Origin of the sequence: Sphingobium sp. YR768 (assembly GCF_900111125.1) — a bacterium.
GTDB lineage: Bacteria > Pseudomonadota > Alphaproteobacteria > Sphingomonadales > Sphingomonadaceae > Sphingobium.
The window spans coordinates 1-26296 of the sequence record NZ_FOGE01000044.1; the positions used below are offsets into that span (position 1 = coordinate 1).

Below are 26296 nucleotides of genomic sequence, written 5' to 3' on the forward strand. Positions count from 1 at the left end.
ATGCTCGCTGGCCTCCATGCCCAGCAAGCATCTTGAATCAGAAAATCACCCCAAAGGGAATCCCGCTTGAATCAGCCAAACGTCATCCCGCTCTAAGGCTGCTTAGTCCTGCGCTGGCGGCCCGATCCGGATCACGCAATCGGACAGGCCTTCGATCGACAGGCTGATCGCATCCCCTGCCACCACCGCGCCGACACCTGCAGGCGTACCGGTAAAGATGAGATCACCCGGCTCCAACCGGTAGAAGCGCGATATGTAGGCGATCACATCGGACACGCTCCAGATCATGTCGGACAGATCGGCATCCTGCTTCACCGTCCCGTTGACGGTCAGGGCAATGCGCCCGGCCGCCAGATGCCCCACCGCGCTGGCCGGATGAATCAGACCCATCGGCGCGGACTCTTCGGCATTTTTGGCGGTGTCCCAGGGATGCCCCATCTCCTTCGCTTCGGACTGGAGGTCACGGCGCGTCATGTCGAGGCCGGCAGCATAGCCATAGACATGATCGAGCGCGTCAGCCGCATCGATAGCGCGCCCACCCTTGCCGATGGCGACGACCAGTTCGCCTTCATAATGATAATTCGCCGTTTCGGGCGGATAGGCGATGGTCGATCCCGACGGCACCACCGCTTGCGCCCATTTGGTGAAGAAGAAGGGCGCCTCGCGTTCCGGATCCTTCCCCATTTCCCGCGCATGGGCAGCATAGTTGCGGCCGATGCAGAACAGACGACGCACTGGAAAGCCCGGCCCCTCGCTGGTCGCCGCGATGATGGCGGCTGGCGGTTCAAACAGGGTGGTCATGCATCCAACTCCTTGCAAAGCCTGTCCGCCCGCATCGGGCCTGCCATCCACAAACTCAAGCCCTTATCCAGCAATCGGCAGGATCAGACGGAAATGCGCGCCTTGGGTAGACGGCAATAATTGCAACTCCCCCCGATAGGCGTCGAGCAACGAGCGCGATATGGCAAGGCCCAGGCCAGTCCCGCCCGCCTCCCTTTTGCTGGTGAAGAAAGGATGGAATATCCGCTCCCTGTCGCCATCGGGAATGCCGCACCCATCATCGACCAGATCGATCGACATGGTCGCCTCACCGGCCGGAACGACAACGATATCGAGACAGGATGCCCCCGCCTGCCGCGCATTTTCAGCGAGGGTCGTGACGATTGCCTCCAGCGCAGGCTGGTCGATCGCCAATGCAGGCAGCGTGTCGGGCGTATCGACACGGATAGCAAAATTCTCCCGCCCCAATGCATCCGCTACCGTCGCGAGCAAGGGCTTAACCTGCGTCCGCGCATCCGCCTCGCCCACCAGCACGTCGGCGCGAGCCAGTTCCATCAGCCGCTGCACCAGCCGCGACAGCCGTTCCGCATCCGCCGCCATATTCCGCAGAAAGCGCGTCCGGTCGCCGGGCTGCATGTCCGCCCCATGGTCCTGCAACAATTCGATCGCGCCGGAAATGCCGGCCAGCGGCGTCTTGAACTCATGGCTGACCGACGAGGCGAAATCCCGCAGATAGCGGGACCGCTTCTCGATGCTCTGTGCCATCTGGTCGAAATCGCGATAGAGAGCCCGGATCTCGACGACCTGTAGAGAAGGCTCTCTTGGCGCCACCCGCCGCCCCGACGCCAGTTCGCGCGTCGCCCGGCTGAGCGCCTCGATCGGCCGTACGATCGCCCGAGACAGCACGGCCGACAACAGAAGCAGCAGCAGGAAGATGACAGCCACCCCGATCCCGATCTTGCCGCGATCCTCATACAGCCCCAAAGACAGCGCCCGTGGAGATCGGGACAGCAGCAGCACGCCGACTACCTGCCCATCGACGGTGATCGGTCGCGCATGATGCAACCGGATGCTGGCGGCCCGGCTTAGCCATTCGGCCGGATATTGCGGAACATGGCCCGCATTCTCGCGCAGGACCGTCATCGTCCGTCCGCCCAGCGCCGCCTGAATTTCCGGCAATGTCGCCAGACTGCGTCCGCGCTCGGCCCCGTTCAGCAACAGCCCATTGCGATCCAGCACCAATATGGACGACAGGGTCGTCAGCTTGGTTTCCTGAAAGGCTGGCATCATCCGCCGCGTCAGCGCCAGCGCCGCGCGATCGGGCTGCGCCTCCGTCACCGTCGCGGTTGGGCGTGGCGGCAGCACCGGCGAGGCCCGCAGGTCGATCTCGGTCATGCGGTCGTGATAGCGGACCGGTTTGGACGACAGGACCGGCCGGTCCGGCATCCCCTGCCATACGACCGCCGCGCTCGCCGCCAGCGCCGCGCCCTGCGCCACCAGTTCCGCCTCGGTCCGCCGCACCAGCGCATTTTCATAGATGCGCAGGAAGATCGCGCTAAAGCCCGGCAGCGCCGCGACGAACAGCAAGGTCCCCAGCAGGATCGTGCGCAGCCGCAGGATCGGCCAATGCCGCGCAATCCGGGCCTTGATCGCCGCGATCATGCAGATGGCGCGGCTCCGCTGCATCCGCCCAGCCGATAGCCGATCCCGGCCCGCGTCTCGATAATGTCGGTCCCGCCCACATCGGCGAATTTGCGGCGCAGATTGCGGATATGGCTGTCCACCGTCCGGTCGGTCAGGGCAAAGCCCGGCCCGCGAAACCGGTCGATAATCTGGTCGCGCGAAAAGATGCGCGCCGGCATGGCCAGCAGGGTGCGCAGGATCGTGAACTCCGTCACCGTCAGGCCCACCTCCTGCATGCGCCATTGCGCCGACCAGCTTTCGGTGTCGAGGCTCAGCAGGCCATGGCGGATCATCCCGACATTCTCCACGGCCGGCGGCCGGCCAGCCGTCCGGCGCAGGATCGCCATCGACCGCGCCACCACCTCCCGCGGCGAAAAGGGCTTCACGACATAATCGTCGCCCCCCAGTTCGATGCCCAGCACCCGGTCGATCTCGTCATCCCGGGATGACAGGAAGAAGATCGGCACCTGATTGCTAGCGCGCAGCCGACGGCACACCTCCAGCCCATCAAGGCGCGGCATGTTGATGTCCAGAATGACCAGATCGGGCACATGGCGCTCGACCGCCGTCAGCGCCTCCTCGCCATCGGCCGCCTCGATCGTTTCCAGCCCTGCCTTGCCAAAGGCGAAGACGAGCAACTGGCGAATATGGGGATCATCGTCGACGATCAATATGGTGCTGGGCATGGGGCATTGGATCATTTCCCGGTCCCTCCTGTCAACGCAGGGTTTGGCTCGGAAGGGACCGGCCCAACGATTGGCTCCGATGCCGAGTGAGCAGAGTCCACTTTATCGACCCGTTTCGGCCGGGGTGGCGCACAATCCTTCCAGCCCGGTGAAGCCGCCGGGGGACTATTTATCACCAACATCTCCGCTACTCTATTGAGGCGCCTTTGCCCGACGAAGGTCCAGCCATTTTGCTGCCGCTCTTCCAACACCCCATGCAACCGTCGCCACATAAACTGCACCCGGTCATTAAATTCTGGCTTGAGATCCCGGCGCTGTGCCAACTCTAGCAGCGGCAGGAGAGCAGATTCACCCAGATCGCTCATATAACAGAGGTCCAGCGCGACACCCCTCCCGCCGACTTCGCGCGCATGGCGGACATTCCACCGCGCGGCGATTTCACCCAGATCGATGAAGCAGACAGCGCCCAGCACCAGCCCCGCCGCCGCCAGATTGACGTTGATCAGCCAGGCCGCACTGCGCCCCCGCAACAAGCGCCAGCAGATCGCCGCCAGCCCGAACGCCACCAACGCCATCCAAAGCAAGGCCGCGATGCGCAGCCGCGTGAGCGAATAGGCCTCGATATAATCCGCCGTGCGCAACATGGAGGAGGCGACAAGGATGATATTCTGCCCGATCCACAGCATCACCAGTCTGCGGATCACCGGCGTCCGCGCCGTGTCCGATCCCGATCGCAATGTCACCAGCACGAACAGCGCCGCCAGCAGCGCCGTCGCGATCAGCGGATAGGCGCCACGGTGCGCATAATCCGCCATCGTCATCCCCTGCGGCATCGGCGCCCAGCCCCACAGCCAGACGGCGTCCATCAGATTCTGCGCCGCGAACAACAGGTTGAACAGGATCAGCGACAGCGTCACGGACGCAACCGAAACGCCGGGCAGCACCATCTCGCCCCGCCCCTCGAAGCTCGGCAGCAACCAGCGCGACAGCCGCGGCCGCAACAGGCTCCACATCGGCATAAACAATATGCCCCAGAACGCCATGCGCACGACCAGCAGAGGCGACAGATCCGTCACCACGAAGGCGTTCACGAACCGCTCGACCAGCGGATTGGCCGCCGCGAACAGGGCGATAATGACCAGGCTACCAATCACGGGCAAAGCAAACATCGCAAGCGCCGCCTGCAGGCTGAACCGCCCCGATCGGCCCGCCGCCCGCACCTTCAGCAGATGTCGCAGGTCGATCAGCGGCGCGAACGGCGCGCGCAGCCCGTGCAGCACCAGCCGCTGCAACCAGCGCCATCCGTCATCGAACCGCGCCGTCGCCGGGATCAGCGTCGCCATCACCACCGCGCCCCAGAAGAGCGACCAGCTCAGCAGGCTCGCATCATAGATCAGCGCCAGCGCAAACAGCCCCGCCGCCGCCAGTGCGACCCAGGCCCGTCGGTCATGCCGCACCGCCGGTCGTCCCGCGATCAGCGCGCCCAGCACCGCAAAGGCGAACAGCCCCAGATAGCCGCCGTAGAAATGATGCTGATAGAATAGCCAGTCGCCCAGACCGACGACGAGCAACGCGGGCACCAGCTTCCAGCGAAAGCGCGCCGTCAGGCGCAAGGCAGAGGAACGCATCGATCTTGTCTCCCTGAATGTCAGGGCAAGATGCGCGCGCTCCAAGCAGATCGGGGGGCGATGTCGATCAATAGTTGGCGCAGGTCGGATGCAGATGCCGTGCAGCCGCTGCCCTAACCCACGCATTTCCGCGAAAACGCTCGATCCCGCCCTGCACCACGCACCGATGCAGGCGGCACACCTCTCCATTCATCGCTTGTCAGCATCGTTTTATCGCTCCTATTTTCTCTCTACCCCAATAGTGGAGAAATCAGGATGCGCGCTCGCCTAGCTGTCACCCTCACCCTCTTCCCCAGCCTCATCCTCGCCGGATGCAGTCAGAGCCCCGGCACCTATAGCTCCTATGAAGCCGCCAACGGCGCCATCGCCCAGACCGATGGCGAACGCTATTACGGCCATCCCGTCAGCCCCATCCATCAGGTCGCGAGCGAACCGGTATCGACCTTCGCCGTGGATGTGGACACCGGCGCCTATACCAATGTCCGCCGCATGTTGCTGGCCGGCCAGACCGTCCCGGCGCAAGCGGTCCGCACCGAGGAGATGATCAACTATTTCCGCTATGATTATCCCCTGCCTGACGATCGGTCCGCGCCCTTCAGCGTGACCACCAACGTCTCGACCACGCCTTGGACCCCCGGCACCCGCCTGCTGCGGATCGGCCTGCGCGGCTATGACGTCGCCCGGTCGCAGCGGCCACCGGCCAATCTGGTCTTCATGGTCGATGTATCGGGATCGATGCAGGATCCCGACAAGCTGCCGCTGGTGAAGCAGGCGCTCGCCACGCTTGCCGAGGGTCTGCGGCCGGACGACAGCGTGTCGATCATCACCTATGCCGGCTGGGTCGAAACGCTGGTCGAGGGCAGCCATGACCCCGAAGAGATAAAGGCCGCGCTCCATGGCCTAGACGCAGGCGGCGCGACGGCGGGCGGTCCGGCCCTCTCCATGGCCTATGACCTCGCCCGCGCGCACCGCGTGCCCGGCGGCATCAACCGCATCATCATGGCGACCGACGGCGACTTCAATGTCGGCCTGTCCGACCAGAAAAGCCTGGAGGATATGGTGAAGCTGCATCGGGAAGACGGCATCACCCTGACCACATTGGGTTTCGGACAGGGCAATTATAATGATGCGATGATGGAGGCGGTCGCCGATCTCGGCAATGGCAACCATGCCTATATCGACAGCGCCATGGAAGCGCGCAAGGTACTGGACGAGGAACTCTCCTCCACCCTCTTTACCATTGCAAAGGATGTGAAGGTGCAGGTGGAATTCAATCCCGCAGCGGTCAGCCAGTACCGGCTGATCGGCTATGAAAATCGCGCTCTGGCGGAGGAGGATTTTGACGACGACCGGGTCGACGCGGGTGAGATCGGCGCAGGCCACCAGGTGACGGCCCTCTATGAAATCGTGCCGACGGGGGAAGCCGGCTGGACCGGCCCGCGCAAATATGCCGCCAATCAGCCTACGCCAGCCACCGGTAATGCCAGCGAAATCGCCACAGTCCGCCTGCGCTACAAACTGCCCGAAGGCGAAAGCAGCCGCCTGATCGAACGCCCCGTGCCCGCCACCCTGCTCGCCGCCGCCACCCGGCCACAAGGCGACATGGCCTTTGCCGTGGCCGTCGCGGCTTTCGGCCAGAAGCTGCGCGGCGACACCCGGCTGGGGCGCTTTTCCTTCGGTGACATAGAAAATCTGGCCGGCCCCCAGTCCAGCTACTGGCGGCAGGAATTCCTCCAGCTTGCCAGCCTCGCCGATGGCGGTCGCCGCTCACCGTGGAGCAGCGATAGAGGGGAATGACGGCACGTCCATCCGCTCCGCCTCCGCTGAAGGGGGCGGACCGGATACCGTCAAATCTTGCCAGCGACGGGACAGCCCGTCCGCGACCCCTTGGTCAATATCAATATGCTGTCATCCTGCATCCACCGCCCGCGCCACATCATGGCGCCCGGCAACAGGCGCACGATCCCATAACCCGCGTCGCAGGCATAGGCTTCCATCTCCGCACTTTGCCCCTTCTGCAACGATGTCGATGCAACGACCAGATCGGGACGGCTTTCCATGATGGCGACAAATTCCCGGCCATTGCCAAATGGCTTCCAGCGCTCGGATTTTTTCCAGCTCAAAAAGGCCGGGCGCGGTGCCGCGTCATGATAATTGGCGAACGGATTCCCTGGCAGCCAGGGCTGAACCGCAAATGTCTTGAACCCATAGGCCGCAATATGCGCATCGGGATGGGTCGCGCGATACTCCGCCAGAATATGGGCCGCCTGCTGCCCCGGCGAATAGACATGGTCGATATCCCACAGACCGGCCCGAATCATCTGCGCGCCTTGCCAGACGCCGATGATCCCGATCGATGCCAGCAGGAAACGGCGCAAGCGCAGCGAAATCACCGCCGGCCAACTGATCCACAACAGGAATATCCAGAACAGGAACAGCAACCCGCTATGCCAGGGACTGACATGGGTGATAACAGAAAATCCCGTCAGGACTGTCGCAATCGCCAGCGCCAACGGTCCGTGCCCGGCAGCCCGGATCAGACCGACAGCGGGCAGCAACAACAGGATCGACAGCTCAAAGCCGAAAAGTTGCTCGAACCGGACAGACCCGCTCGCACCGAAAGGCAAGGCCCCGTCGACAAAGGCATTCCGCACGAAGTCCATCAGAATATAGCCGGGCCGTTCCCGCTCCGACGGCAGAAATCCGTTATCGGCCGGTTGCCATGCCGTCACCAGCGCAAACAACCCCAGCATTGCGGCAATAGCCAGCGCGCGCCACGCCTGTCCGCGCTTCATTTGAGACGTCAGAACGAGACGCACCAGCAATTCCAGCCCCAGCATCCCGGCGACCAGAAAACCATGCGCATTGAGATTGGCGATCAGGCCAATCACCACCGCATAGCGAAGCGGACGCGCAGTCCGATCCGCAAACCACAGCGCCGCCAACGGCACCAGCAGCAGGTCGACCGCATAGCTGCGCGCCAGAACCGCATATTGATAGCCGAAGAAATAGGAGCCGAGGATCAGGACGCGGATCCATGGCGGAAAGGGCGCCCGCCACAATAGCAGCGCCGCGCCCGCCATCGCGAAGCCCGCAGGGATCAGGTAAAACAGCTCATAGGACAGGCCGCAACGGATGGCGATCCACAGGATCAGATGCCACAGGCCCGGACTGCCTTCATAGCGGATGCGTTCCGCCAGCAATTGCCACAGGCTGCTGTCCCGCGCCAGCAACCAGGCCTGCGCTTCGTCGAACCAATGCTCATGCCGGTAACCGACATAGACTATCCAGAGGGCGTAAAGGGCCAGCACGGGCCATTGCCACCCGATGGCGGCAAACCTGCCCCGCGTCGCGACAGGTCGCATGTCTGAATCGGCCGGCAAGGCGGACAGACTCAGGACACCCATTTCAGGATGCGGATGACCCCCATGCCGGACGCCTGACGATGTGCGGACACGCCATTGCGTTCCGCGATTTCCCGACGATTCCGATGATAATAATCATAGGCGCGCAGCAACATCTGGCTGTTGGTCAAGGTCGGCTGCCAGCCCAGTTCCGCTTTAATCTTACTGGTATCGAAGATGAAGGACGATGCGATCATCCGATAATGATAGGGGCCAAGCGGGGATATGCGCAGATGATGGGCCAGCTTCATCGCGGCAATGGTCGGCATCTTGGGCAGCGCGCCGATCTTCGACCGGCTATGACTGGCATCGATGACATGCTGGAAGGTTTCGCGCATCGTGGAAACCGCATCCGACCCGATGCCGAAGATATGCGACCGATCCTGCCGCGTAGCCCGCAGGACCGCATCGATCAGGTCGGCGGCATAGATGAACTGATAGCGATTATCGCCCTTGCCGACGGTCCACACCGTCTTTCCGTCGGCGATGAATTCGAACAGGATCGCCAGCAGGCCCAGCCGGCCTTCGTCGATGATGGTCGGGCAACGGATCGTCGTCGTGGCAAAGCTGTCCTGCCAGCCATGGAGGATGCGTTCGCCTTCCCATTTGGTCTGGCCATAAAGTTCGCAGGGCGCCGGTTCGTCCGCTTCGGTGACGGGACGGTCGAACCCCTGCCCCCACAGGCAATTGCTCGACAGATAAACCAGGTTGCGCACGCCCGCCGCCGCCGTTGCCTCGGCCAGAATCCGCGTGCCATCGACATTGGAGGACCATAATTCCCTGTCCGATATCGAACCATGCGCCAGCAACGCGGCGCAATGGACCACAGCATCGGGCTTGCAAGCTGCAAATAGAGGATCAAGATCGGCCCGGTTCCGGATGTCGCCAATGACCGAGCGCAGATGCGGATGAACGATCGTGCTGGGCAACAGGTCGATATTGCCGACCCTGTGACCATCATCCAGCAATTTCCGGATCAACAGGGTTCCGAAGAAACCAGACCCGCCCGTCACCAATATCGTCGCCATGCGAACCTCCACCGCCCAAGGCTGTCGTTAGGCAGGGATGGTTAACGTTTGCCTAGCAAGTCGGTAAAAAGAGGCGGGAGCATGCGTCAGGCCACATCTCCCGCCACACCATCCTCGCCTTCTTTTCACGCCGGCAGTGGGATGAACTCGCTTTCGTCCGGCACTTTGGCGAAGCGCTGGGCCTGCCAGTCGGCCTTGGCCTGTTCGATCCGATCCGCCGAGGAAGAGACGAAATTCCAGTAGATGTTGCGCTTCTCCGGCAGCGGTTCGCCGCCCAGCAGCATCAGCCGCGCGCCACCCTTGGCCCGCAATATGATCTCCGCACCGGGCTTGAACACCACCAGTTCGCCGGTCGCAAAGCCGCCGGTCTGGCCGACCACCTCAATCTCGCCCGCCACCACGTAGATGGCGCGTTCGACATGCTCGGCCTTGAGTTGATAGCGCGCGCCGTCCAGCAGGGCGATGTCGGCATAGACCATGTCGGAAAAGGTCTTGACCGGCGACACCAGCCCGTCGGAGTTGCCCGCGATCAGCGTCACCCGCGTGCCGGCATCCTCGATCGTCGGAATTTCATGCGCCTTGTGGTGCGAAAAGCCCGCATCGGTTTCCTCATGCTGCGTGGGCAGCGCAACCCAGGTCTGAAGGCCAAACAGCTTGCCGCCCTTCGCGCGATTTTCGTCCGACGTCCGCTCGCTATGCACGATGCCACTACCGGCCGTCATCCAATTGACCTCGCCCGGCCGGATCGACTGCACCGACCCAACGGAGTCGCGGTGCAAAATCTCGCCCTCCAGCAGATAGGTGACGGTGGCGAGGCCAATATGCGGGTGCGGGCGCACGTCCAGCCCTTCGCCGCTGTTGAACACGGCCTCACCCATCTGGTCGAAGAAGATGAACGGCCCGACCATGCGGCGATGTGCCGAAGGCAGCGCGCGGCGGACCGAAAACCCGTCGCCCAGATCGCGGACCGGCGGCAGGATGACCATATCGACGGCGTCGATGTCGGAAGAACGGATGGACATGGGACTGTTCCTTGTACGGGATAGGGGGGATCAGGCGCCGAGCAGCGCCAGCGCTTCGATCTGGGCGCGGGAGAAACCCTGCGCGGAAAGGGACGGAATGTGACGTTCGGCCAGCTTGCGAGTACGGCCGGTTTCGCACAGGAAATCACGCACCGGGCGCAGATGGACAGGCAACGGCGCAGGCGCCGCCTTCTTCGGCCCGATCAGCGCATCGACCGCATGGCCAATCCGCGAACGCAGCGACCCGGCAGCAGCCGGCTCGCCACAACCACAATCGGCGACAGCGCTCAGGGTCGCCTGAACATCGTTCCATTCGGCGGGGCTGAGGCGGGGGGTGGCGATGGTCAGCATGGCGAAAACTCCTGTCCGGCTATGCCCCTTTTCTAGCCGCGCCCGCCTTTCCCGTTCAGAGGGATAAAATCGTCCCATCTGTTCGAGATTCTCGAAAAGTTGGACTTTGAACGAACATTGGCTGCGCGCAACAATGGTCTTGGCCTGACCCAATGGCCCGGCTATCAAGGCGAAGCCGACCAACGCTCGCCGGGAACGCCGCTCTTGGGTTTGACGAGATGCCTCGCCCCTATTCACCACGGCGCGCCGGCATGAGCGACACGACGCCCTATGTCTTCAAACCGCATGAGCGCCCGACCCTGCCGGGATCGCCAGCCAATCCCGATCATCCCTCGCGCCGCCGCCGGGCCTATTTCGCGATCGGCTGCCTGATCGGCATCACCGGCGGCCTCGGCAACGCGCTGGTGACGGTGAACCTCAACTTCGCGCAGGGCACGCTCGGCCTCAACAGCAATGAAAGCGCCTGGCTGACCGCCGCCTATTTCATGACCAACGTCACCGCCAACTTGCTGCTGGTCAAATATCGCCAGCAGTTCGGGCTACAGCCTTTCATCCGCTACATGCTGGCGGCCTATGCGCTGACCACGATCATGCATCTGTTCCTGCATGGCTTCTGGACCTCGGTCGCGGTACGCGCAGCCAGCGGTGTCGCGGCGTCGGGCCTGTCGACCCTCACCATCCTCTATCTGATGCAGAGCCTGCCCGCGCCCAAGCGCCTGGCCGGCGTGATGATGGGCATATCCATCCCCCAGCTCGCCACGCCGATCGCCCGCGCCCTTTCCCCACACCTGCTGGAATCGGGTGACTGGCACATGCTCTACTGGTTCGAAATGGGGCTGGCCTTCGCCTCGCTGGCCGCTGTCATGGCGCTGCCCCTGCCGCCCAGCGAGCGGGAGAAGGTGTTCGAGCCGCTCGATTTCCTGACCTTCGGCCTGCTCGCACCGGGCCTCTGCCTGCTGATCGCCGTCCTGTCCGAAGCGCGGATCGAATGGTGGACGGAGCGCGCCTGGATGGGCTGGTCGCTGGTGGCCAGCGTACTGCTGGTCAGCGCGGCGCTTCTCGTCGAACATCACCGCGCCAATCCGCTCATCAACACGCGCTGGCTGGGCAAACGGGAAATGGTGCGGCTGATGCTGATCGCCGCCTCCGTGCGCATCCTCCTGTCCGAACAGGCGTTCGGATCGGTCGGCCTGCTCAATATCGTGGGCATGATCAACGACCAGATGATCACCCTCAACCTCGTCATCCTCCTCGCATCGCTTGCCGGCATGGTGACGGCGGTGCTGACCTTCCGCCCCGCCAATGTCAGCCGCCCCATCACCATCGCGGTCATCCTGATCGCGATCGGCGCCTTCCTGGATGCGGACGCCACCAACCTCACCCGCCCGGCCAATTTCTATTTCAGTCAGGCGCTTATCGGCTTCGCCTCGATATTGTTTCTGGCGCAGGCGATGGTGATCGGCATGTCCCGCACCCTGCTGGCAGGGGGCAAGCATTTCGTCAGCTTCGTGGTGCTGTTCAGCATGAGCCAGAGCGTCGGCGGCCTGCTGGGCACCACCCTGCTCGGCACCTTTCAGGTGGTGCGCGAAAAATATCATTCACACGAACTGGTGCAGCATATCGTCATGATCGACCCGCTGGTCGCCGCGCGCATCCGCGCCGGGGGCGGGGCGGTGTCGGGCGTGATCGGCGACCCCGCTCTGCGCAGCGCGGAAGGCGCCGCCATATTGGCGCAGCAGGTCGCGCGGGAAGCCAACATATTGGCCTTCAACGACGTCTTCCTGCTGATCGGCGCGCTGGCGGTGCTGACTGCCCTCTGGGGCTATGCCATCCGCTATTCGATCCGCCGGCGGGGAGAAATATCGCCCGTCATCCTGCTCCAGCAAAAGATGATGCAGGCACAGGCTGCGCAACAGGCTATGGGGAGCCAATAGGGGACGCATGAACCAGCCGACGACCACCGGTCCCGAACCGGAAACGCCCGACCCACAGATCGATCCCCCGCCCAGCGGCTGGCGGCCGCCCGCGCGTAGTCGGCTGACGGTGGTCGCCATCGTCGCCATCGCGCTGATCGCCATCACCGCCATCCTCTACGCCTGGCAATTGCCGCCCTTTGCCGGCTGGTCGGAGCAGACCGACAATGCCTATGTACGCGGCAAGGTGACGATCATCAGCCCGCAGGTCAGCGGCTATGTCACCGCCGTCCCGGTACAGGATTTCGCCGATGTGAAGGCGGGCCAGATTCTCGCCACGATCGATCAGCGCATCTATGCGGCAAAGGTCGAACAGGCGAAGGCCAATCTCGCCGCCCAGATCGCCGCGCTCGACAATTCCCAGCAAAGCCAGCGATCGCGCGAGGCAGCCCTGACCGGACAGGAAGCCGGCATCGCCAGCGCCCGCGCCCAGCTGGTCAAGGCGCAGGCCGACATGCGCCGCGCCGACGCGCTGGTGGCCGACGGCTCCATTTCGGAACGCGAGCGCGACCAGACCCGCGCCGCCCTGCTCGCCGCGCAGGCCGCCGTGCAGCAGGCCGGCGCCACCCGCCAGATCGGCACGCAGGATGTGCGGTCGGTCATGGTAGGGCGCGGTGGTCTGGAGGCGGCTGTGGAGGGCGCAAGGGCGCAACTGCATCTGGCGCAGATCGATCTCGACAACAGCATCATCCGCGCACCCGGCGCTGGTCAATTGTCCGAAATAGGCGTGCGCAACGGCGCCTATGTGACGGCCGGCACGCAACTCATGTTCCTGGTGCCGCACGATCATTGGGTGATCGCCAATTATAAGGAAGCCCAAACCCACCGGATGCGCGTCGGGCAGCGCGCCACCTTCCGCGTCGATGCGCTGGGCGGCGCGAAGCTGACCGGCCATGTCGAAAATATGGCGCCGGCCGCCGGATCGGAATTTGCCGTGCTCAAGGCCGACAATGCCACCGGCAATTTCGTGAAGGTCGCGCAGCGGATCGCCGTGCGGGTCCGGATCGATCCGGGTCAGGATCTCGCGAAGCGGCTGCGCCCCGGCATGTCCGTCGTCATCAAGATTCACACGAACGACTGATGCGCGCATCGCCCCTTTTGCTGCTCGCATCGCTGGCAGCCTGCGCCGGCCCGATGGTCGAAACCGCACAGGTCGCGCCCGTCACGCCACCCGCCACATGGCGCACCGACGCCGGCCCCACCGCCCCCTTCGACCGGACATGGTGGCAGGGCTTTGGCGACCCGACCCTGACCGCATTGGTCGAACAGGCGCTGGCCAATAATATCGACATCGCCATCGCCGCCGCCCGCATCCGCGAAGCCAAGGCGCAGCAGGGCATCGCCCGCGCCGCCCTGCTGCCCACGCTCGACGCCGTTGGCGGCATAGCGGACTCCCGCACCGTCAATGCCTTTGGCGAGCCGGTCGAACAGACCGCAGGCCAGCCGCAGCTACAAGCCGCATGGGAAGCCGATCTCTTCGGCCGCCTGTCCGACCGTGCGTCGGCAGCACGCTCCGCCTGGCTCGCAAGTCAGGCCGCACGCGACGCCATCCGCCTGTCGGTCGCCGGAACCGCAGCAAGTGGCTATATCACGCTGCTGGCGCTCGACGCCCGGCTGGCCGTGGCGAAGCAGACGCTGGACGCCCGTGCCGCCGCGCTCAAACTGGCGCAGCGGCGCAGCGATGCGGGCTATTCCCCCCGCCTCGAACTGGCGCAGGCACAGGCCGAATATCAGGCGACGGCACAGGTCATTCCCCCGCTGCAACAGGCGATCACGCGACAGGAAAATGCCCTGCGCCTGCTGACCGGCGAACTGCCCGGCGGCATCACGCGCGGCACAGCCCTCTCTGCCCTCACCCGGCCCGCCATCGCCGACGGCCTGCCATCCGATCTGCTGCGACGACGCCCGGACATCGCGCAGGCCGAATTTCAGCTTGCCGCCGCCGACAAATCGCTGGCAGCTTCGCGCAAGGCATTCCTGCCGCAACTGCGCCTGACCGCGTCGGGTGGCGCGGCCTTTTCCACTCTGCTCGCCGATCCGATCACCATCTGGTCGGTCGGCGGCAGCATCCTCGCCCCACTGTTCGAAGGCGGCCGGCTGCGCGCCGGTTTGGAAGCCGCGGGCGCCCAGCGGGATCAGGCTGCATTCGCCTATCGCAAGGCGGCACTCGGCGCCTTCCGCGACGTGGAGGATGCGCTGGCGGCGATCCAGCATGGCGACGAACAGGTCCAGTTGCTCCAGCGCCAGCGGGAAGCCGCCGCCGAAGGCTATCGCCTCGCCTCCAACCGCTACCGCGCCGGCTATTCCCCCTATCTGGAACAGCTCGACGCGCAGCGTTCGCTCTTCTCGGTCGAACTGGCGCTGGTGCAGGCGCAGGCGGACATGCTGACCGCGCGCGTCACCCTCTATCAGGCGATGGGCGGCGGCTGGACCGGCGTGGAATAGCCGCCCGTCCTACAGCGCGCGGAACCGGAAATTTCGGAACCGTGCCTCGCCCGGCCCGGCGGCGTAAAGACCGGGGCGCAGCATCAGAAATCCGCCGCGCACATTATGGTGGTAGCCCGATACTTCCATGCCCCGGTCGAACCGCTGCCATGTCCGCCCGCCATCGCCCGACAGATGATAGGCGATGATATGATGATGGTTCGTCACCTTCATCGTCAGCCGTCGGCCATAGCTATTACTCGGTCGGCCCCGCTCCATCCCATATTGATGGGTAACGAACCGCGTCTCGTCAAAACCCAGCCCACAATAGAGCTTGTCGTCATAGAAGAGGACCAGCCCCGCCGTCCCGCCCGGCGCAATCTCTATGTCGCACTGAAACTCGTAAGACGGATCACCCGCGATCAGCAGCAGCGGCGATGAATCCACCGGCGCCTTGCCCCGCCCCTTCAGCATCAGCGCGCCATCGGCCACCCGTGCCCGGCTCGCCTCGTCAGGCGCGGGTCGGAAGAAATTCCATTTCGCGCCCAGCTTCAATTCGCGGAAATCGTCGCTCAGCGCCATGCCATGCGGCAATGCCTGTCCCCCGCGCGGCTTGGGCAAGGGCTGCGACAGGTCGCCGCCCGTCATGCGGAACCAGCCGTCCGCCGTCCACTCCACCGGATCAAGCAAAGTCTGCCGCCCCAGCGTCCACAACCCGTTTTCATAGCCATGATACACGGCCCACCAGCTTTTATCCGGCGCCTCCACCAGACTGGCGTGACCGCGCGACCACCAGCGCTCGTCCAGACTGGTCGTGCGGACCAGCGGATTATCCGGATGCTGCTCCCACGGCCCATGGATGGAGCGCGATCGCGCCGCAATCACCATATGCCCCGTCGGCGGCCCGGCCGTCCCGCCCACCGCCGTGAGCATGTAGAACCAGCCGCCATGGCGGTGAATCTTCGGCCCTTCGGGGGAAAATCCCTCCACATCCCATGTGTCGGGATAGCGCCAGGGATCATAGACATGCTCGACCGCGCCGACCGTCGACAGGCCATCGTCCGACAGGCGGATACGATCCCCGCCCGACAGGAACAGCCAGCGACTGCCATCCTCCCCCACCGCATGGCAGGGGTCGATATGATCATGCAGCTTCAGGTCGATCGGGTCGCTCCACGGCCCGTCGATGCTGTCGGCATGGCTGACGAAGATGCTGTTCGGCTCGGCCTTCACCGGAATATAAAGGAAATAACGGCCCTCATGCTTTTCCAGACTGACCGCCCAGACCGACCCGATATTCCTGGTGAGCGCCGCCTTGCGCGGCTGCCAGTTGATCAGGTCGCGGCTGTGCCAGATGGTGATGCCGGGATAGCTGTCGAAACTGGAGAAGGTCAGATAATAATCCGCGCCATCCTTCAGGATCGCGGGATCGGGCCGGTCGCCCGACAGCAAAGGATTGAGGAAGCGCCCGTCACCCAGATCGGCGACCCGCTGATTGTCGAGCCCGCGTTTCCAGCCCGTCGGTGCGGCCGGCGCAGCAGATGCGGCCAACGCCACTGGCCCGCCGCCCAGCGCGATCGCGCCGCCAGCCAATGTTCCCGTCAGGGCGTCGCGGCGGCTGATCGTCATATGCTCTCCCGTTGTCGGTCAGAAAGAAAATAGCCGGATCGCGTGTGCAGACGCGATCCGGCCGGGCGCCTTAGAGCTTGAAGCGTGCGCCAACTTGAAGAGTGCGCCCGAAATGCAGCTGCTCATAATTGCGATTGGTATCCAGATCGGTGTAGCGATCCCGATAGTCGTCAGTCAGGTTGATCCCCTCCAGCGACAATTCGATCCAGTCGGTCAGCTTGTACCGCACCGAAGCATCGACATTGATCGTGCTGTTATAGCCTTCGAACACATTGCCGGTTCCGCTGGTCCCGTCGATATAGGGGCTGCGGTAGCTGATCGACCCGCGGGCGCTGAATTTGGCGTCCTCATAATAGAGCGTCGCGTTGAAAGCGCGCTTGGACAGGCCGAACAACGTCTCTCGCCGTGTGACCGCCACATTCGGCCCAAAGGCACAGCCTGTCACGCCGGTAACGCAGGCCGTCTGGATCGGTCCCGGCGTAGTGTAGGTCGCACTGGATTTGACGAAGGTGGCGTTGGCTATACCTCCGAAATGCGACAAAAATCCGGGCAGGAAGGTGAATGGCATCTGCAACGCGATTTCGATGCCTTTCAGGCTCGCGCCAGTTCCGTTGATCGGCCGGGTAATGTTCCACAACCGGTCTTCGGGCCTTTGCGCGGCGGGCGAACCGGGAGGAATGATCGACAGCGGCAATCCAGTCGACGCATAGGTGCCAGTGGTCGTATCGCTGATCGGGAAGCTCGACACATCCTTCTTGAACACGGCCACGGAAAACAGGGATTGCGGCGCGAAATACCATTCCACCGCAAGGTCGTATGACGTCGCGCGATAGGGTTGCAGATCGGGATTGCCGAAATTGATATTATAGTTGAACCCGTCAACAGACCCGCCCGGCGTCAGGCTGCCCAGCGAAGGCCGGGTGATGACGTCTGCCACGGATGCGCGAACCACGACGTCGCGATGGGGAAAGACGGCCAGGTTCACCGCCGGCAGCCAGTCCGAATAAGACCGCTTTATCGTACGGTTCACACCGGCGAGCAGACCTGTCGAACTCTGCTCCGTCCTGACATAGCGCACCCCGGCGTTGAGCGCATATTCAAGGCCCAGCACTTCGCCCTTGGCATCGAATTGCAGATAGCCGCCCTTCACCTGTTCCACCACGCTGCGGGTATTGCCTACATCCACCGCCAGCGCCCGCTCATACAGGTTGGTGTAATCGGTGCCGGTCGCCAGATTGGGCACCAGCCATTGCGTCGTCGTCCCCGCCGGCGCGCCAGCGCCCTTGAGCGTAAACAATTGCGCCAGATCGGACGTCACCGGCAGGCCATAGATGGCCGTAGGGCCAAAGGCGCTGGTGGGCGAACAATTCACCGTGCCCAGCACCCGGTCCACGCCGCCATTGCCGCACACCACCGTATCGCGGGTAAAGCCCTCCGTATCGAAGGAGAAGCGGCGATAGACCCCGCCAACCTTGACCGTGAAACCGTCAGTCACATCCCATTCGGTCCGCAACTGGGCGGTGCGGAATTTGTTGACGGTGGACGAAGGCCGGTCGCGGATTTCCGCCAGCTGGAAATTGGCCGGATCGGTGACGCTGGTGCCGAATGTCAGCACGGGCCTCCGCGAATTGCTATAATCATAGCTATAGCCCTGCGCATCGCGATCATCGAACACCAATGTCGTTTCGACCGGGATCGACGCATCCGATTTGGAGAAACCACCCAGCAGGGTAAAGCGCAAGCTGTCGCTGACATCCTGATCCCAGGTCGCGCCCAGCTGATAGAATTTGGTCTGCGACTTGCGCAGATAATGTTCGGTGCGGACCCAGGCGTCGTTCAGCGTCGCCGAAATCATATTGCCCTTGTCGTCATAGACCGGGTTGACGACGTCGATCGACCGTTCGTTGGAGCGCAGCAGCACCTCACCCCATTTCTCCTCGCGCGTTTCGCGGAAGCGGGAGAAGAGGCCGTCGATCGACACCTTGGTCGCGTCGGACGGCGCCCACTGGATCGATCCGGTCACGCCCAGCCGCTCGCGTTCCTGCGCGATCTCGCCATAGCGCGGAATGCGCGGGTGGAAGGCGAGCGCCGCTTCGTCGCAGGCCGCACCGGGAACATAGGCGCCGCCGCTGTTCGCCCGGGTGAAACAGGGCGTTCCGTCGACACTGTCGAACCGCGCCTGCGACCAGCGCACCGTATTATTGCCCATCTGCTTGGTGTCGAGCTTGGAATAGGCGGCGGACAGCGCCACGCCCCATTGCCCGTCCTCCGACTTCCACGACATGAGGCCGGCCAGACGCGGCCCCCATTTCTTGCTGAGGTCGTTATAGGAACCGGTCGCCGAGCCGACGAAGGTAAATCCGCTCTTCCCAGCCAGCGGATTGCCGGTGTTGAGGTCCACCACCGCGCCCAGCGACCCTTCGTCGAGCGAAGCCTCGGCCGTCTTGTGCACCACCAGCGAACTGAACAGTTCCGACGCGAAGACATTGAAGTCGAACGCACGGTCGCGGTTGGAACTGGCGCCGTCGGTCGATGTCGCCACCGTCTCCAGCCCGTTCACCCGAACGCGGGTGAACTGCGCGCCCAGGCCGCGCACCGTGATGGCCCGCCCTTCGCCGCCGTCACGCTGGATCGAAATGCCGGGAATACGCTGCAGCGATTCTGCCAGATTCTGGTCGGGGAATTTGGCGATATCCTCCGCCACGATCGCGTCGACCGATCCCACCGTCTGCCGCTTCAGGTTGATCGCCGCGCCCAGCGACTGGCGAAAGCCGGTGACGACGATATCGGCGACCTCGCCCTCCGGCGCAGCGTCCTGCGCTACCTGCGGCGCGCTATCCTGCGCCCATGCCCCGGCCGGCATCGCCAGCACCAGCGCCGCAAAGGATGCTCCCGCCAGCCAGCGCCGGTCGCCCCGATGGATACTGCCCTTTCCGATCATCAGCTTTCCTCTCCCATCCCACTTTTCCCCGGTCGATCCGAACCGACCGGGCCAGCATTTCTAAAGGGAAGGGTGCAGATCACATCCCCTCCCGCAGCAGCGACGTCGGCTTGTACCGATCCCTTGTCGCCTTCTTGGAAACCGGTGTCATAAATGCGCGTAACGCGAAAAGCTGTCAATATCCCCTGATGCAATCCGATCGACCCCAATACCGCGATTTCAGCTATTGGATTGATTTAACGGAAATTTTCTTGACGCTTCATGCCTGCATCAAGCCCTGCTTAACCGCCCATTCCGCAAAAAGAGTTGGCCAGACCGCCACCGGTTTCCCCACGGCACGCCGCAGCCCGAAACCATGGCCGCCCTGCATGAACAGATGCGTGTCCACCGCCAGTCCCTGCGCCCGCCAGGCGTGCCGCAGCAAAATGCTGTTCTCCACCGGCACCACAGCATCATCCTCGGCATGGACCAGAAAACAGGGCGGACAGGCCGGCGTCACTTGCGCCTGCGGCGAATGAAGTCGCTCCGCCGCCGCATGGGGTGACTCGCCGATCAGGTTGCGCCGCGATCCTTCATGCGCGTCGGGCCGATACATCGACACCACCGGATAGATCGGCGCCGCCAGAAAGGGCCGGGCCACCTGCTTGTCCGCCACATCCACCGGCGCATAGGTCCGCGCCGCGAATCGCGTCGCCAGATCGGCACACACATGCCCGCCCGCCGAAAAGCCCATTGCCCCGACCCGCGCCGGATCGACCTCGAAATCCGCCGCCCGATGCCGGATCAGCCGCATCGCCCGCTGCGCGTCGGACAGGGCGACATCCGCTCCCGCCGCCCAGCCATCCTGCGGCAAACGATAGAAAAGCACGAAGGCGCTAACGCCGCGCTCCGCCAGCCAGGGACCGATCTCATAGCCCTCCTTGTCGATCACCACCCAGCTATAGCCGCCGCCCGGCATCACCAGCATCGCCGCGCCATTGGGGTTTCGCGCCCGAAAAACCGCCAGTCGCGGCCCGGCGACATGCAGCAAGGCACGGTCGGTAATCGCCGGATCGCTGCTGCGCTCCCGCACCGTCTCGGCAGGCGCCACAGCAGGCATGCCCGGCGCACCGCCCGGCCACAGATCGATCATCAAGTCCGGCTGAACGCCCCCGGCCATTCCGCTCGCTGCCGCGTCCCCCCTTCCTTGCGCCAGACCGCTCCCGGCCGCGCCCAGCGCCAGCCCTCCGCCGATCATAAGGCTGCGGCGATCGACCTTCATGACCTTCTCTCCTGACAAAGAAGGGCCGGTCAGCGCGTGCAGACGCCGACCGGCCATCTACCCCCCCTTCCATATCGGGACGGGCAGTTGCCGGGCCATCACAAGGGCAACAAATGGACACCGGTGTCAAAAACAGTTGCAGCCGATCCGTCCCAATGTCAAGAATGGGGCAAAGAGGAGAGTTGATCGCCATGAAGCCCCCCCTGCCGCACTGGTTGCCGCTGGCCGCCCCCATATTGCTTAGCCTGACCGCCATCAGCCTCCCCCTTCCCGCTATCGCCGCGCCGTCCGCGAAGGAACAGGCGACCAGCACCCTCGCCTTCCCCGGCGCCGTCGGCTGGGCCGCCACCACGCCAGGCGGACGCGGCGGCCGCATCCTCCGCGTCACCACCCTCGCGTCCGACGGCCCCGGCAGCTTCAAGGCGGCGCTGGAGGCCAAAGGCCCCCGCATCATTGTGTTCGAAGTCGGCGGCATCATCGACATGGGCCGGGAAACCCTCAAGATCAGCGAACCCTATGTCACCATCGCCGGCCAGACAGCCCCCTCGCCCGGCATCACCCTCATCAAGACCGGCATCGACATCGCCACCCATGACGTGGTGATGCGCCATATCCGCATCCGCACCGGCGTCGACGGCCAGCCCAAGCTCAGCGGCTGGGAAGCCGACGCCATCTCCACCGTCGCCGCCCATCATGTCGTCATCGATCATTGCAGCTTCACCTGGGCGATCGATGAAAATATGTCCGCCTCCGGCCCGCGCTTCGAAGGCAAGACGCCCGACGAGTGGCGACAGAATACCAGCCACGCCATCACCTTCTCCTATAATCTCGCGGCGGAGGGGCTGGCCGATGCCTCCCATCCAAAGGGCGAGCATAGCAAGGGCACGCTGATCCACGACAATGCCAGCCAGATCCTGATCTGGCGCAACATCTATGCCCATAATATGGAGCGCAACCCGCTGGTGAAGGGCGGCGGCCAGGTCGAACTGGTCAACAACATCCTCTATGATCCGGGCGAACGCGCGGTCCATTATAATCTGATGGCGCTGGAATGGGGCGATCACCCCTATCAGACCGGCAAGATTTCCGCCGTCGGCAATGTCCTGCGCGGCGGCGTGTCGACCGCCACCGGCCTGCCTTTCCTCACGCTGGGCGGCGATGGCGACCTCGACTATCATGGCAAGGATAATATCGCCGTCGACAAGTTCGGCCAGCCGCTGCCCCTGTTCGGCCGCTATGGCGAAACCCGCGCGAAACTGAACGACCTGCCCGCCCCGCCCGTCTGGTGGCCCGGCACGCAGGTTCTGCCTGCGCGCGATGTCGAAACCCATGTCCTCGCCCGCGCCGGGGCCCGCCCCTGGGATCGCGACGCCGACGACCTGCGCGTCCTCTTCTTCGTGGCGGAGGGACGCGGCGAGATCATCGACGATGAAAAACAGGTCGGTGGCTATCCGAAAATGGCCCAGACCCGCGCGCCCTTTGTCGAGGCGGACTGGAATCTCGACACGATGGAGCCGAAATCGGGCCGCTATCCGGGGCAGAAGGCCGACATCGCCGAACATCTGTCCGATCGCGACAAGATGATGCGGCAGGGTGAAAGCGGGACGCGCCCATGATCCCCGTCGCCCTCCTTCTGGCCGCCGCGTCCACCGCGCCGCCCATGGCGGTGATCGACGAAAACAGCGTGATGCGCGAAGAGCCCCCGCCCCATGGCGCGATCGGCATGAGCACCGCCTATCGCATCAGCGATGCGGTGCCCCAACCACGCCGCATGGAATTCCGCAAGCGCATCCTGCATGTCGGCGCCGCCATCGGCCTGCACCCCATCGCCCATGATGAAGTCTATCATGTCCTCTCCGGCACCGGCGACGTCAAATCCGACGGCAAAACCCGCAGCCTCACCCCCGGCATGACCGCCTATCTTTATGACGGCGCGGTCGTCGGCATCCAACAGACGGGGAAAGAGCCGCTGGCGCTGATCATTGCCTATCCGGTCAAGGAGTGAGGAGGCAGAAAGCTATTGCCGAAAGCAGGGGAACTGAGGCGCTGCAAAACGCTCTATCCATGCGGGCCGTTTCGTTGTCCGCCTCTCCCGCTAATGCGATAGCGCTTGCAAGACGCAAAAAGCGATATAGGCAACATCTGTGAGCCGTTGTGCCGTTATGCACCCCATTTCAATCATTCAGACTCGCCTTGGCGATCGTTCCTATAGCGTCAATCTGGACATCGCCGGAAATTAGTAACGATCTGCTGCGTTGTGGCGCGCCATGCGCCTTCGCTGGTCATCGGTAAATCTCGGATGGTGAGGAGATAACACAGGGCTTCCATCGCGTAGACGGACTTAGCGAAAGATTTATAGTCCGCCTCACCGTCCAGCTCGAAATGACCATGCGCAACTCTGCCACGAAATGTCATGGCGCGAAGAAGGTATGGGACGACGTTATCTTCCAAAGCCTCATTGCCAAATTTGTCACAAACCGATTTATGTAGCCGAGCAAAGCGCTCGCCGTTACTCTCCTTTTTGAGTTGCCCTCGGATCACGCCCGCAATCCTTGACCTATAATCCTTATGGCCCCGCTTCTCCGCCTCGGCACCGGCCAACTCGGCAATCGCGTTGATATCATCATTGGACACGGCCATAGTGGAATCCGCACCTGGGATTTCCTCCAACCAACGACAGGCTGTCATCAGGCGCTCGCCGGACATCACCCGTTGAAAGCCCAGTGAACCCATCATCATGTTAGTGGCGCTACGCCATGCCACGTCGCGCTCTATCCACACTTTCAGGCAGTCCAAAAACGCCGTCAGTTCTGCCTTGCCGCGAACATGTGCAAATGAGCTGCCAATCCAGAGATTGCTTTTTGGCGCGTCAGAAACCCAGATATAATGAACTCTGTGCTCTCGATAGCCTTGACGGGCCTCGACCGCCACCATGTATTCGGCATCGGTGAGGCGCGAGAAATGGATATCGGAGGGAGCAAAGCGGTGTCCCATTGCCGCCGAAACGAAATGCACCAACCGCAGCATTTCCGGCATGTAGCTGGTTAAGTTGCGGGGCTCGTCAAACTCGATTCCATAGCGCACCCCGATATGGGTTGCATGCTTGAAGGTGAAATCGCCAGAAGCCGGATACCACGCTTTGAGTGTCATGCCGTCCGCCTTTAGCGCGAACAGGGTGCTGTCCGGCATATCTCCAAACTCGGCCTCAACGACAGCCTCGTACTTATCCGAATAGCGTAGCAATTCCTCGGCGTGCTCGATGGAAAAGCTTATTCGCCGGACGGGATCGCTTGGTAGCCATGCATTATCGCCAGCGATCACGACATTTGATCGGACGGACCGATATGACGTAAATCTCTGATTTTCAAGGTCCATATGGCGTATACCGCCTGAGCTTGGAATATTGTTGTGAAGCGATACGATCGTGTTGTTGGCGAGGCGCAGCACTAGCAGGTCGTCAAAACGCCCCCGGATGTGGCGCTCATCAAAGGCATACAGTTCGACCGCCATATCATCGGCCTCGAGATGAAACATGCCGCAATAGCCTTTGCCTGTCGTTTCCTCCTTACAGAAATAGCGGTATCCGAGTTCGAGAGCTTCGTTTGCCATTCAGCCACGCTATCCTACTCGGTGCCATACCGCCATGATCGCGCTGGCTCTTTGAACCATGCTGCGCAGGATCATCATCGCCCTGTCTGGACCAGCAACAATATTTCCAACATCTGTTCTGAAATTTCAGAATCCACGGGAAATGTGCGAAGTTAAGCGTGCGATTTCCTATTCAGCTACCCGGCTGGATATAGGGCACACGGGCGAAGAGTTCCCGCTCCCACCCCCGCGGATCGTCCGCCACGCCGCTTTCGATATCGAAGATCATCGTCGCCCGCCAATCCAGTCGATATTGCGCCCAGCCCGGATCGCCCCGGCGCGCAAAGGCGAGGAAGCAATCCATCATCGCCGCCGACGCCGCCCGCGCCCCCGCGCCGGTTCCGGTGAAGGAGCCCGGCGCGTCCAGCGTGCCGAAAGCCAGCGCGATGTCCATGGTGTGCGGCGCCCCGCGCCGGGGCTGGGTCGGCGACTGGAAATCGACCTGATAGACCCATGTCGGCGCCTCCGCCCGCGCCCGCGCCTCCGCCTCGATCACCTGCCCCGGCCAGCTGCGCCCGGCGGTCGTCGCGGCATAGAAGATGCGCTCGGCCGACCAGTCGGGATAGTGCGCCCGATATTGGGCGACGATCCATTCGGGCGACAGGTCCATCCGCAATTCCCCCGCCATCCGCGCCGGCAGGTTGAACCAGTCCAGCCCCCGGATCAGCGGCCCGTCGGGATCGATAAAGGCCCGCGTCTCATCCCGGGTATTGCCCAGCATTATCGGGATCGCATTGCCCTGCGACGCGGCATCGGGCCAGAAGGGGTGCCGCTCCAGCCATGTCATGTCCAGCACCGGCCCCATATACAGCCCGCCGCCCAATATCGGGTCTTCCGCCTCCAGTCCCTCGATCAGCCGCTCGACCGGCATGGTCAGCAGCGGATCGAGATGGTCGGGCGACACGCCCAGCTTCGCCAGATAGGCGGCCGTGCGGCGCGACGCGTTGATCGGCCCGCTCGCCGTCACCTGCTGCCCGCTCATCGTAACGGCGCGATGGAACAGCCCTTTGGCGGCGGGCATCGCCATCATCGTCGCGATCTTGGCGCCGCCGCCCGACTGGCCAAAGACCAGGATATTAGCGGGATCGCCCCCGAAGGCCGCAATATTGTCCCGCACCCAGCGCAGCGCCAGAATCAGGTCCAGTTGCCCTGCATTGCCGCTATCGGCAAAGCGCGGATCGAGCCGCGCCAGATAGAGATAGCCCAGCGCGTTCAGCCGGTGGTTGACCGTCACCACCACAACATCGCAGCCCGCCAGATGTCGTCCATCGTTCAGCGGGTCGACCACGCTGCCATTGGAATAGGCCCCGCCATGGATATAGAGCATGACCGGGCGCCGGGCCGTCGGCTCCAGCCCCGGCGTCCAGATATTGAGGAACAGGCAATCCTCGCTGGTGATCGCCTGCTTCCCCTTTTGCGGACAGGACGGTGCAAAGCGGGTGGCAGGCACGACATCGCGCCAGGGCTCCGGCGCAACCGGCGCGCGGAAGCGCCGGGGCGCCGTATCCTGCCCATAGCGCACCCCGCGAAACACATGCAGCCCGCCTTCGCGAGTCCCACCGATGCGTCCATTGCGGGTCGCCACGACCGGATCACCCCGCGCCGCCCAGACAGGAGAGGAAGCCATCGCCAGCCCGCTACCGATCAACGTCCGCCTGTCGATATCCGCCATCGGTCCTCTCCTGTTGGTCTGTGGCGGGAGGCTATGTCCTCCTCTTGGATATCGGTGCTCCTGCGAAAGCGGGAGCCCAGTGTATTCACCTCACCGCGCGAGCCACCCGCCATCGACGGCCAGGACATGGCCATGGATATAGTTGGCGGCGCTGGAAGACAGGAAC

19 protein-coding genes are annotated in these 26296 nt (G+C 63.5%); 6 read left to right on the forward strand and 13 right to left on the reverse strand.

Annotated elements, in window-relative coordinates:
• Positions 1 to 102: 102 nt before the first annotated feature.
• From BMX92_RS24790 to BMX92_RS24805, 4 genes are all read right to left on the reverse strand, one after another.
• Entirely contained in the window at positions 103 to 801 is a 699-nt protein-coding gene (locus BMX92_RS24790; RefSeq protein ID WP_093021792.1) for a fumarylacetoacetate hydrolase family protein, read from the reverse strand.
• Positions 802 to 864: 63 nt separating this feature from the next.
• Positions 865 to 2466 (reverse strand): sensor histidine kinase, encoded by a 1602-nt coding sequence (locus BMX92_RS24795; RefSeq protein WP_093021795.1) that lies wholly within the window; start codon positions 2464 to 2466, stop codon positions 865 to 867.
• A complete protein-coding gene (locus tag BMX92_RS24800) occupies positions 2439 to 3164 on the reverse strand; it encodes a response regulator transcription factor (RefSeq protein WP_256213612.1) in 726 nt (241 codons plus the stop codon). Before BMX92_RS24800 ends, BMX92_RS24795 begins: the two co-directional genes overlap by 28 nt.
• The gene (locus tag BMX92_RS24805; RefSeq protein WP_093021798.1) at positions 3161 to 4777 is read right to left on the reverse strand and encodes a DUF4153 domain-containing protein; all 1617 of its coding nucleotides are present in this window, start codon (positions 4775 to 4777) and stop codon (positions 3161 to 3163) included. Before BMX92_RS24805 ends, BMX92_RS24800 begins: the two co-directional genes overlap by 4 nt.
• Before the next feature lie 255 nt (positions 4778 to 5032).
• Between BMX92_RS24805 and BMX92_RS24810 the strand changes: the two genes are divergently transcribed.
• Positions 5033 to 6574 carry a vWA domain-containing protein gene (locus BMX92_RS24810; RefSeq protein WP_093021801.1) on the forward strand — a complete coding sequence of 514 codons (1542 nt, stop codon included), beginning with the start codon at positions 5033 to 5035 and terminating at the stop codon, positions 6572 to 6574.
• A gap of 50 nt (positions 6575 to 6624) precedes the next feature.
• Here the strand turns inward: BMX92_RS24810 and BMX92_RS24815 are convergent, their stop codons facing one another.
• From BMX92_RS24815 to BMX92_RS24830, 4 genes are all read right to left on the reverse strand, one after another.
• Entirely contained in the window at positions 6625 to 8142 is a 1518-nt protein-coding gene (locus tag BMX92_RS24815) for a hypothetical protein (RefSeq protein WP_143066900.1), read from the reverse strand.
• 29 nt (positions 8143 to 8171) lie between these two features.
• On the reverse strand, positions 8172 to 9209 hold the full coding sequence (locus BMX92_RS24820; protein ID WP_093021807.1) for an NAD-dependent epimerase/dehydratase family protein: 1038 nt from the start codon (positions 9207 to 9209) through the stop codon (positions 8172 to 8174).
• A 125-nt stretch (positions 9210 to 9334) separates the two neighbouring features.
• A complete protein-coding gene (locus BMX92_RS24825) occupies positions 9335 to 10231 on the reverse strand; it encodes a pirin family protein (RefSeq protein WP_093021810.1) in 897 nt (298 codons plus the stop codon).
• 30 nt (positions 10232 to 10261) lie between these two features.
• Positions 10262 to 10582, reverse strand: coding sequence for a hypothetical protein (locus BMX92_RS24830; RefSeq protein WP_093021840.1), 321 nt, complete (start codon positions 10580 to 10582; stop codon positions 10262 to 10264).
• Positions 10583 to 10833: 251 nt separating this feature from the next.
• On the opposite strand from BMX92_RS24830, the gene BMX92_RS24835 reads away from it, so the two are divergent.
• Genes BMX92_RS24835 through BMX92_RS24845 form a run of 3 tightly spaced genes read left to right on the forward strand, consistent with a single transcriptional unit; the run spans position 10834 to position 15000 of the window.
• Complete coding sequence (locus BMX92_RS24835; RefSeq protein WP_093021813.1) at positions 10834 to 12516, forward strand: MFS transporter; 1683 nt, start codon at positions 10834 to 10836, stop codon at positions 12514 to 12516.
• A 7-nt stretch (positions 12517 to 12523) separates the two neighbouring features.
• Positions 12524 to 13636, forward strand: coding sequence for an HlyD family secretion protein (locus BMX92_RS24840; RefSeq protein ID WP_093021816.1), 1113 nt, complete (start codon positions 12524 to 12526; stop codon positions 13634 to 13636).
• Complete coding sequence (locus tag BMX92_RS24845; protein ID WP_093021819.1) at positions 13636 to 15000, forward strand: efflux transporter outer membrane subunit; 1365 nt, start codon at positions 13636 to 13638, stop codon at positions 14998 to 15000. Before BMX92_RS24840 ends, BMX92_RS24845 begins: the two co-directional genes overlap by 1 nt.
• Positions 15001 to 15009: 9 nt before the next feature.
• Here the strand turns inward: BMX92_RS24845 and BMX92_RS24850 are convergent, their stop codons facing one another.
• From BMX92_RS24850 to BMX92_RS24860, 3 genes are all read right to left on the reverse strand, one after another.
• Positions 15010 to 16608 (reverse strand): family 43 glycosylhydrolase, encoded by a 1599-nt coding sequence (locus tag BMX92_RS24850; RefSeq protein ID WP_093021822.1) that lies wholly within the window; start codon positions 16606 to 16608, stop codon positions 15010 to 15012.
• A gap of 70 nt (positions 16609 to 16678) precedes the next feature.
• Positions 16679 to 19549, reverse strand: a complete 2871-nt coding sequence (locus BMX92_RS24855; RefSeq protein ID WP_093021825.1) for a TonB-dependent receptor — start codon at positions 19547 to 19549, stop codon at positions 16679 to 16681.
• Positions 19550 to 19808: 259 nt separating this feature from the next.
• Positions 19809 to 20867, reverse strand: coding sequence for an alpha/beta hydrolase (locus tag BMX92_RS24860; protein ID WP_371262534.1), 1059 nt, complete (start codon positions 20865 to 20867; stop codon positions 19809 to 19811).
• A gap of 134 nt (positions 20868 to 21001) precedes the next feature.
• Here BMX92_RS24860 and BMX92_RS24865 point away from each other — a divergent pair, with 134 nt between their 5' ends.
• Positions 21002 to 22426, forward strand: coding sequence for a pectate lyase family protein (locus BMX92_RS24865; RefSeq protein WP_177185252.1), 1425 nt, complete (start codon positions 21002 to 21004; stop codon positions 22424 to 22426).
• On the forward strand, positions 22423 to 22815 hold the full coding sequence (locus BMX92_RS24870; protein ID WP_177185253.1) for a cupin domain-containing protein: 393 nt from the start codon (positions 22423 to 22425) through the stop codon (positions 22813 to 22815). The genes BMX92_RS24865 and BMX92_RS24870 overlap by 4 nt, the downstream gene beginning before the upstream one ends.
• Positions 22816 to 23024: 209 nt before the next feature.
• Here the strand turns inward: BMX92_RS24870 and BMX92_RS24875 are convergent, their stop codons facing one another.
• Both BMX92_RS24875 and BMX92_RS24880 read right to left on the reverse strand, forming a co-directional pair.
• Complete coding sequence (locus tag BMX92_RS24875; protein ID WP_093021831.1) at positions 23025 to 24419, reverse strand: hypothetical protein; 1395 nt, start codon at positions 24417 to 24419, stop codon at positions 23025 to 23027.
• 172 nt (positions 24420 to 24591) lie between these two features.
• Positions 24592 to 26085 (reverse strand): carboxylesterase/lipase family protein, encoded by a 1494-nt coding sequence (locus BMX92_RS24880; protein WP_371262535.1) that lies wholly within the window; start codon positions 26083 to 26085, stop codon positions 24592 to 24594.
• Positions 26086 to 26296: the final 211 nt, after the last annotated feature.

Excerpts from the sequence above, each read along its gene's own strand:
- BMX92_RS24870 (WP_177185253.1), top strand. The coding sequence starts at position 22,423 with ATGATCCCCGTCGCCCTCCTTCTGGCCGCCGCGTCCACCGCGCCGCCC.
- BMX92_RS24850 (WP_093021822.1), bottom strand. The coding sequence starts at position 16,608 with ATGACGATCAGCCGCCGCGACGCCCTGACGGGAACATTGGCTGGCGGC.
- BMX92_RS24880 (WP_371262535.1), bottom strand. The coding sequence starts at position 26,085 with ATGGCTTCCTCTCCTGTCTGGGCGGCGCGGGGTGATCCGGTCGTGGCG.
- BMX92_RS24855 (WP_093021825.1), bottom strand. The coding sequence starts at position 19,549 with ATGATCGGAAAGGGCAGTATCCATCGGGGCGACCGGCGCTGGCTGGCG.
- BMX92_RS24825 (WP_093021810.1), bottom strand. The coding sequence starts at position 10,231 with ATGTCCATCCGTTCTTCCGACATCGACGCCGTCGATATGGTCATCCTG.
- BMX92_RS24845 (WP_093021819.1), top strand. The coding sequence starts at position 13,636 with ATGCGCGCATCGCCCCTTTTGCTGCTCGCATCGCTGGCAGCCTGCGCC.
- BMX92_RS24810 (WP_093021801.1), top strand. The coding sequence starts at position 5,033 with ATGCGCGCTCGCCTAGCTGTCACCCTCACCCTCTTCCCCAGCCTCATC.
- BMX92_RS24840 (WP_093021816.1), top strand. The coding sequence starts at position 12,524 with ATGAACCAGCCGACGACCACCGGTCCCGAACCGGAAACGCCCGACCCA.
- BMX92_RS24875 (WP_093021831.1), bottom strand. The coding sequence starts at position 24,419 with ATGGCAAACGAAGCTCTCGAACTCGGATACCGCTATTTCTGTAAGGAG.
- BMX92_RS24865 (WP_177185252.1), top strand. The coding sequence starts at position 21,002 with ATGAAGCCCCCCCTGCCGCACTGGTTGCCGCTGGCCGCCCCCATATTG.
- BMX92_RS24795 (WP_093021795.1), bottom strand. The coding sequence starts at position 2,466 with ATGCAGCGGAGCCGCGCCATCTGCATGATCGCGGCGATCAAGGCCCGG.
- BMX92_RS24800 (WP_256213612.1), bottom strand. The coding sequence starts at position 3,164 with ATGATCCAATGCCCCATGCCCAGCACCATATTGATCGTCGACGATGAT.
- BMX92_RS24805 (WP_093021798.1), bottom strand. The coding sequence starts at position 4,777 with ATGCGTTCCTCTGCCTTGCGCCTGACGGCGCGCTTTCGCTGGAAGCTG.
- BMX92_RS24830 (WP_093021840.1), bottom strand. The coding sequence starts at position 10,582 with ATGCTGACCATCGCCACCCCCCGCCTCAGCCCCGCCGAATGGAACGAT.
- BMX92_RS24820 (WP_093021807.1), bottom strand. The coding sequence starts at position 9,209 with ATGGCGACGATATTGGTGACGGGCGGGTCTGGTTTCTTCGGAACCCTG.
- BMX92_RS24860 (WP_371262534.1), bottom strand. The coding sequence starts at position 20,867 with ATGGCCGGTCGGCGTCTGCACGCGCTGACCGGCCCTTCTTTGTCAGGA.
- BMX92_RS24815 (WP_143066900.1), bottom strand. The coding sequence starts at position 8,142 with ATGCGACCTGTCGCGACGCGGGGCAGGTTTGCCGCCATCGGGTGGCAA.
- BMX92_RS24835 (WP_093021813.1), top strand. The coding sequence starts at position 10,834 with ATGAGCGACACGACGCCCTATGTCTTCAAACCGCATGAGCGCCCGACC.
- BMX92_RS24790 (WP_093021792.1), bottom strand. The coding sequence starts at position 801 with ATGACCACCCTGTTTGAACCGCCAGCCGCCATCATCGCGGCGACCAGC.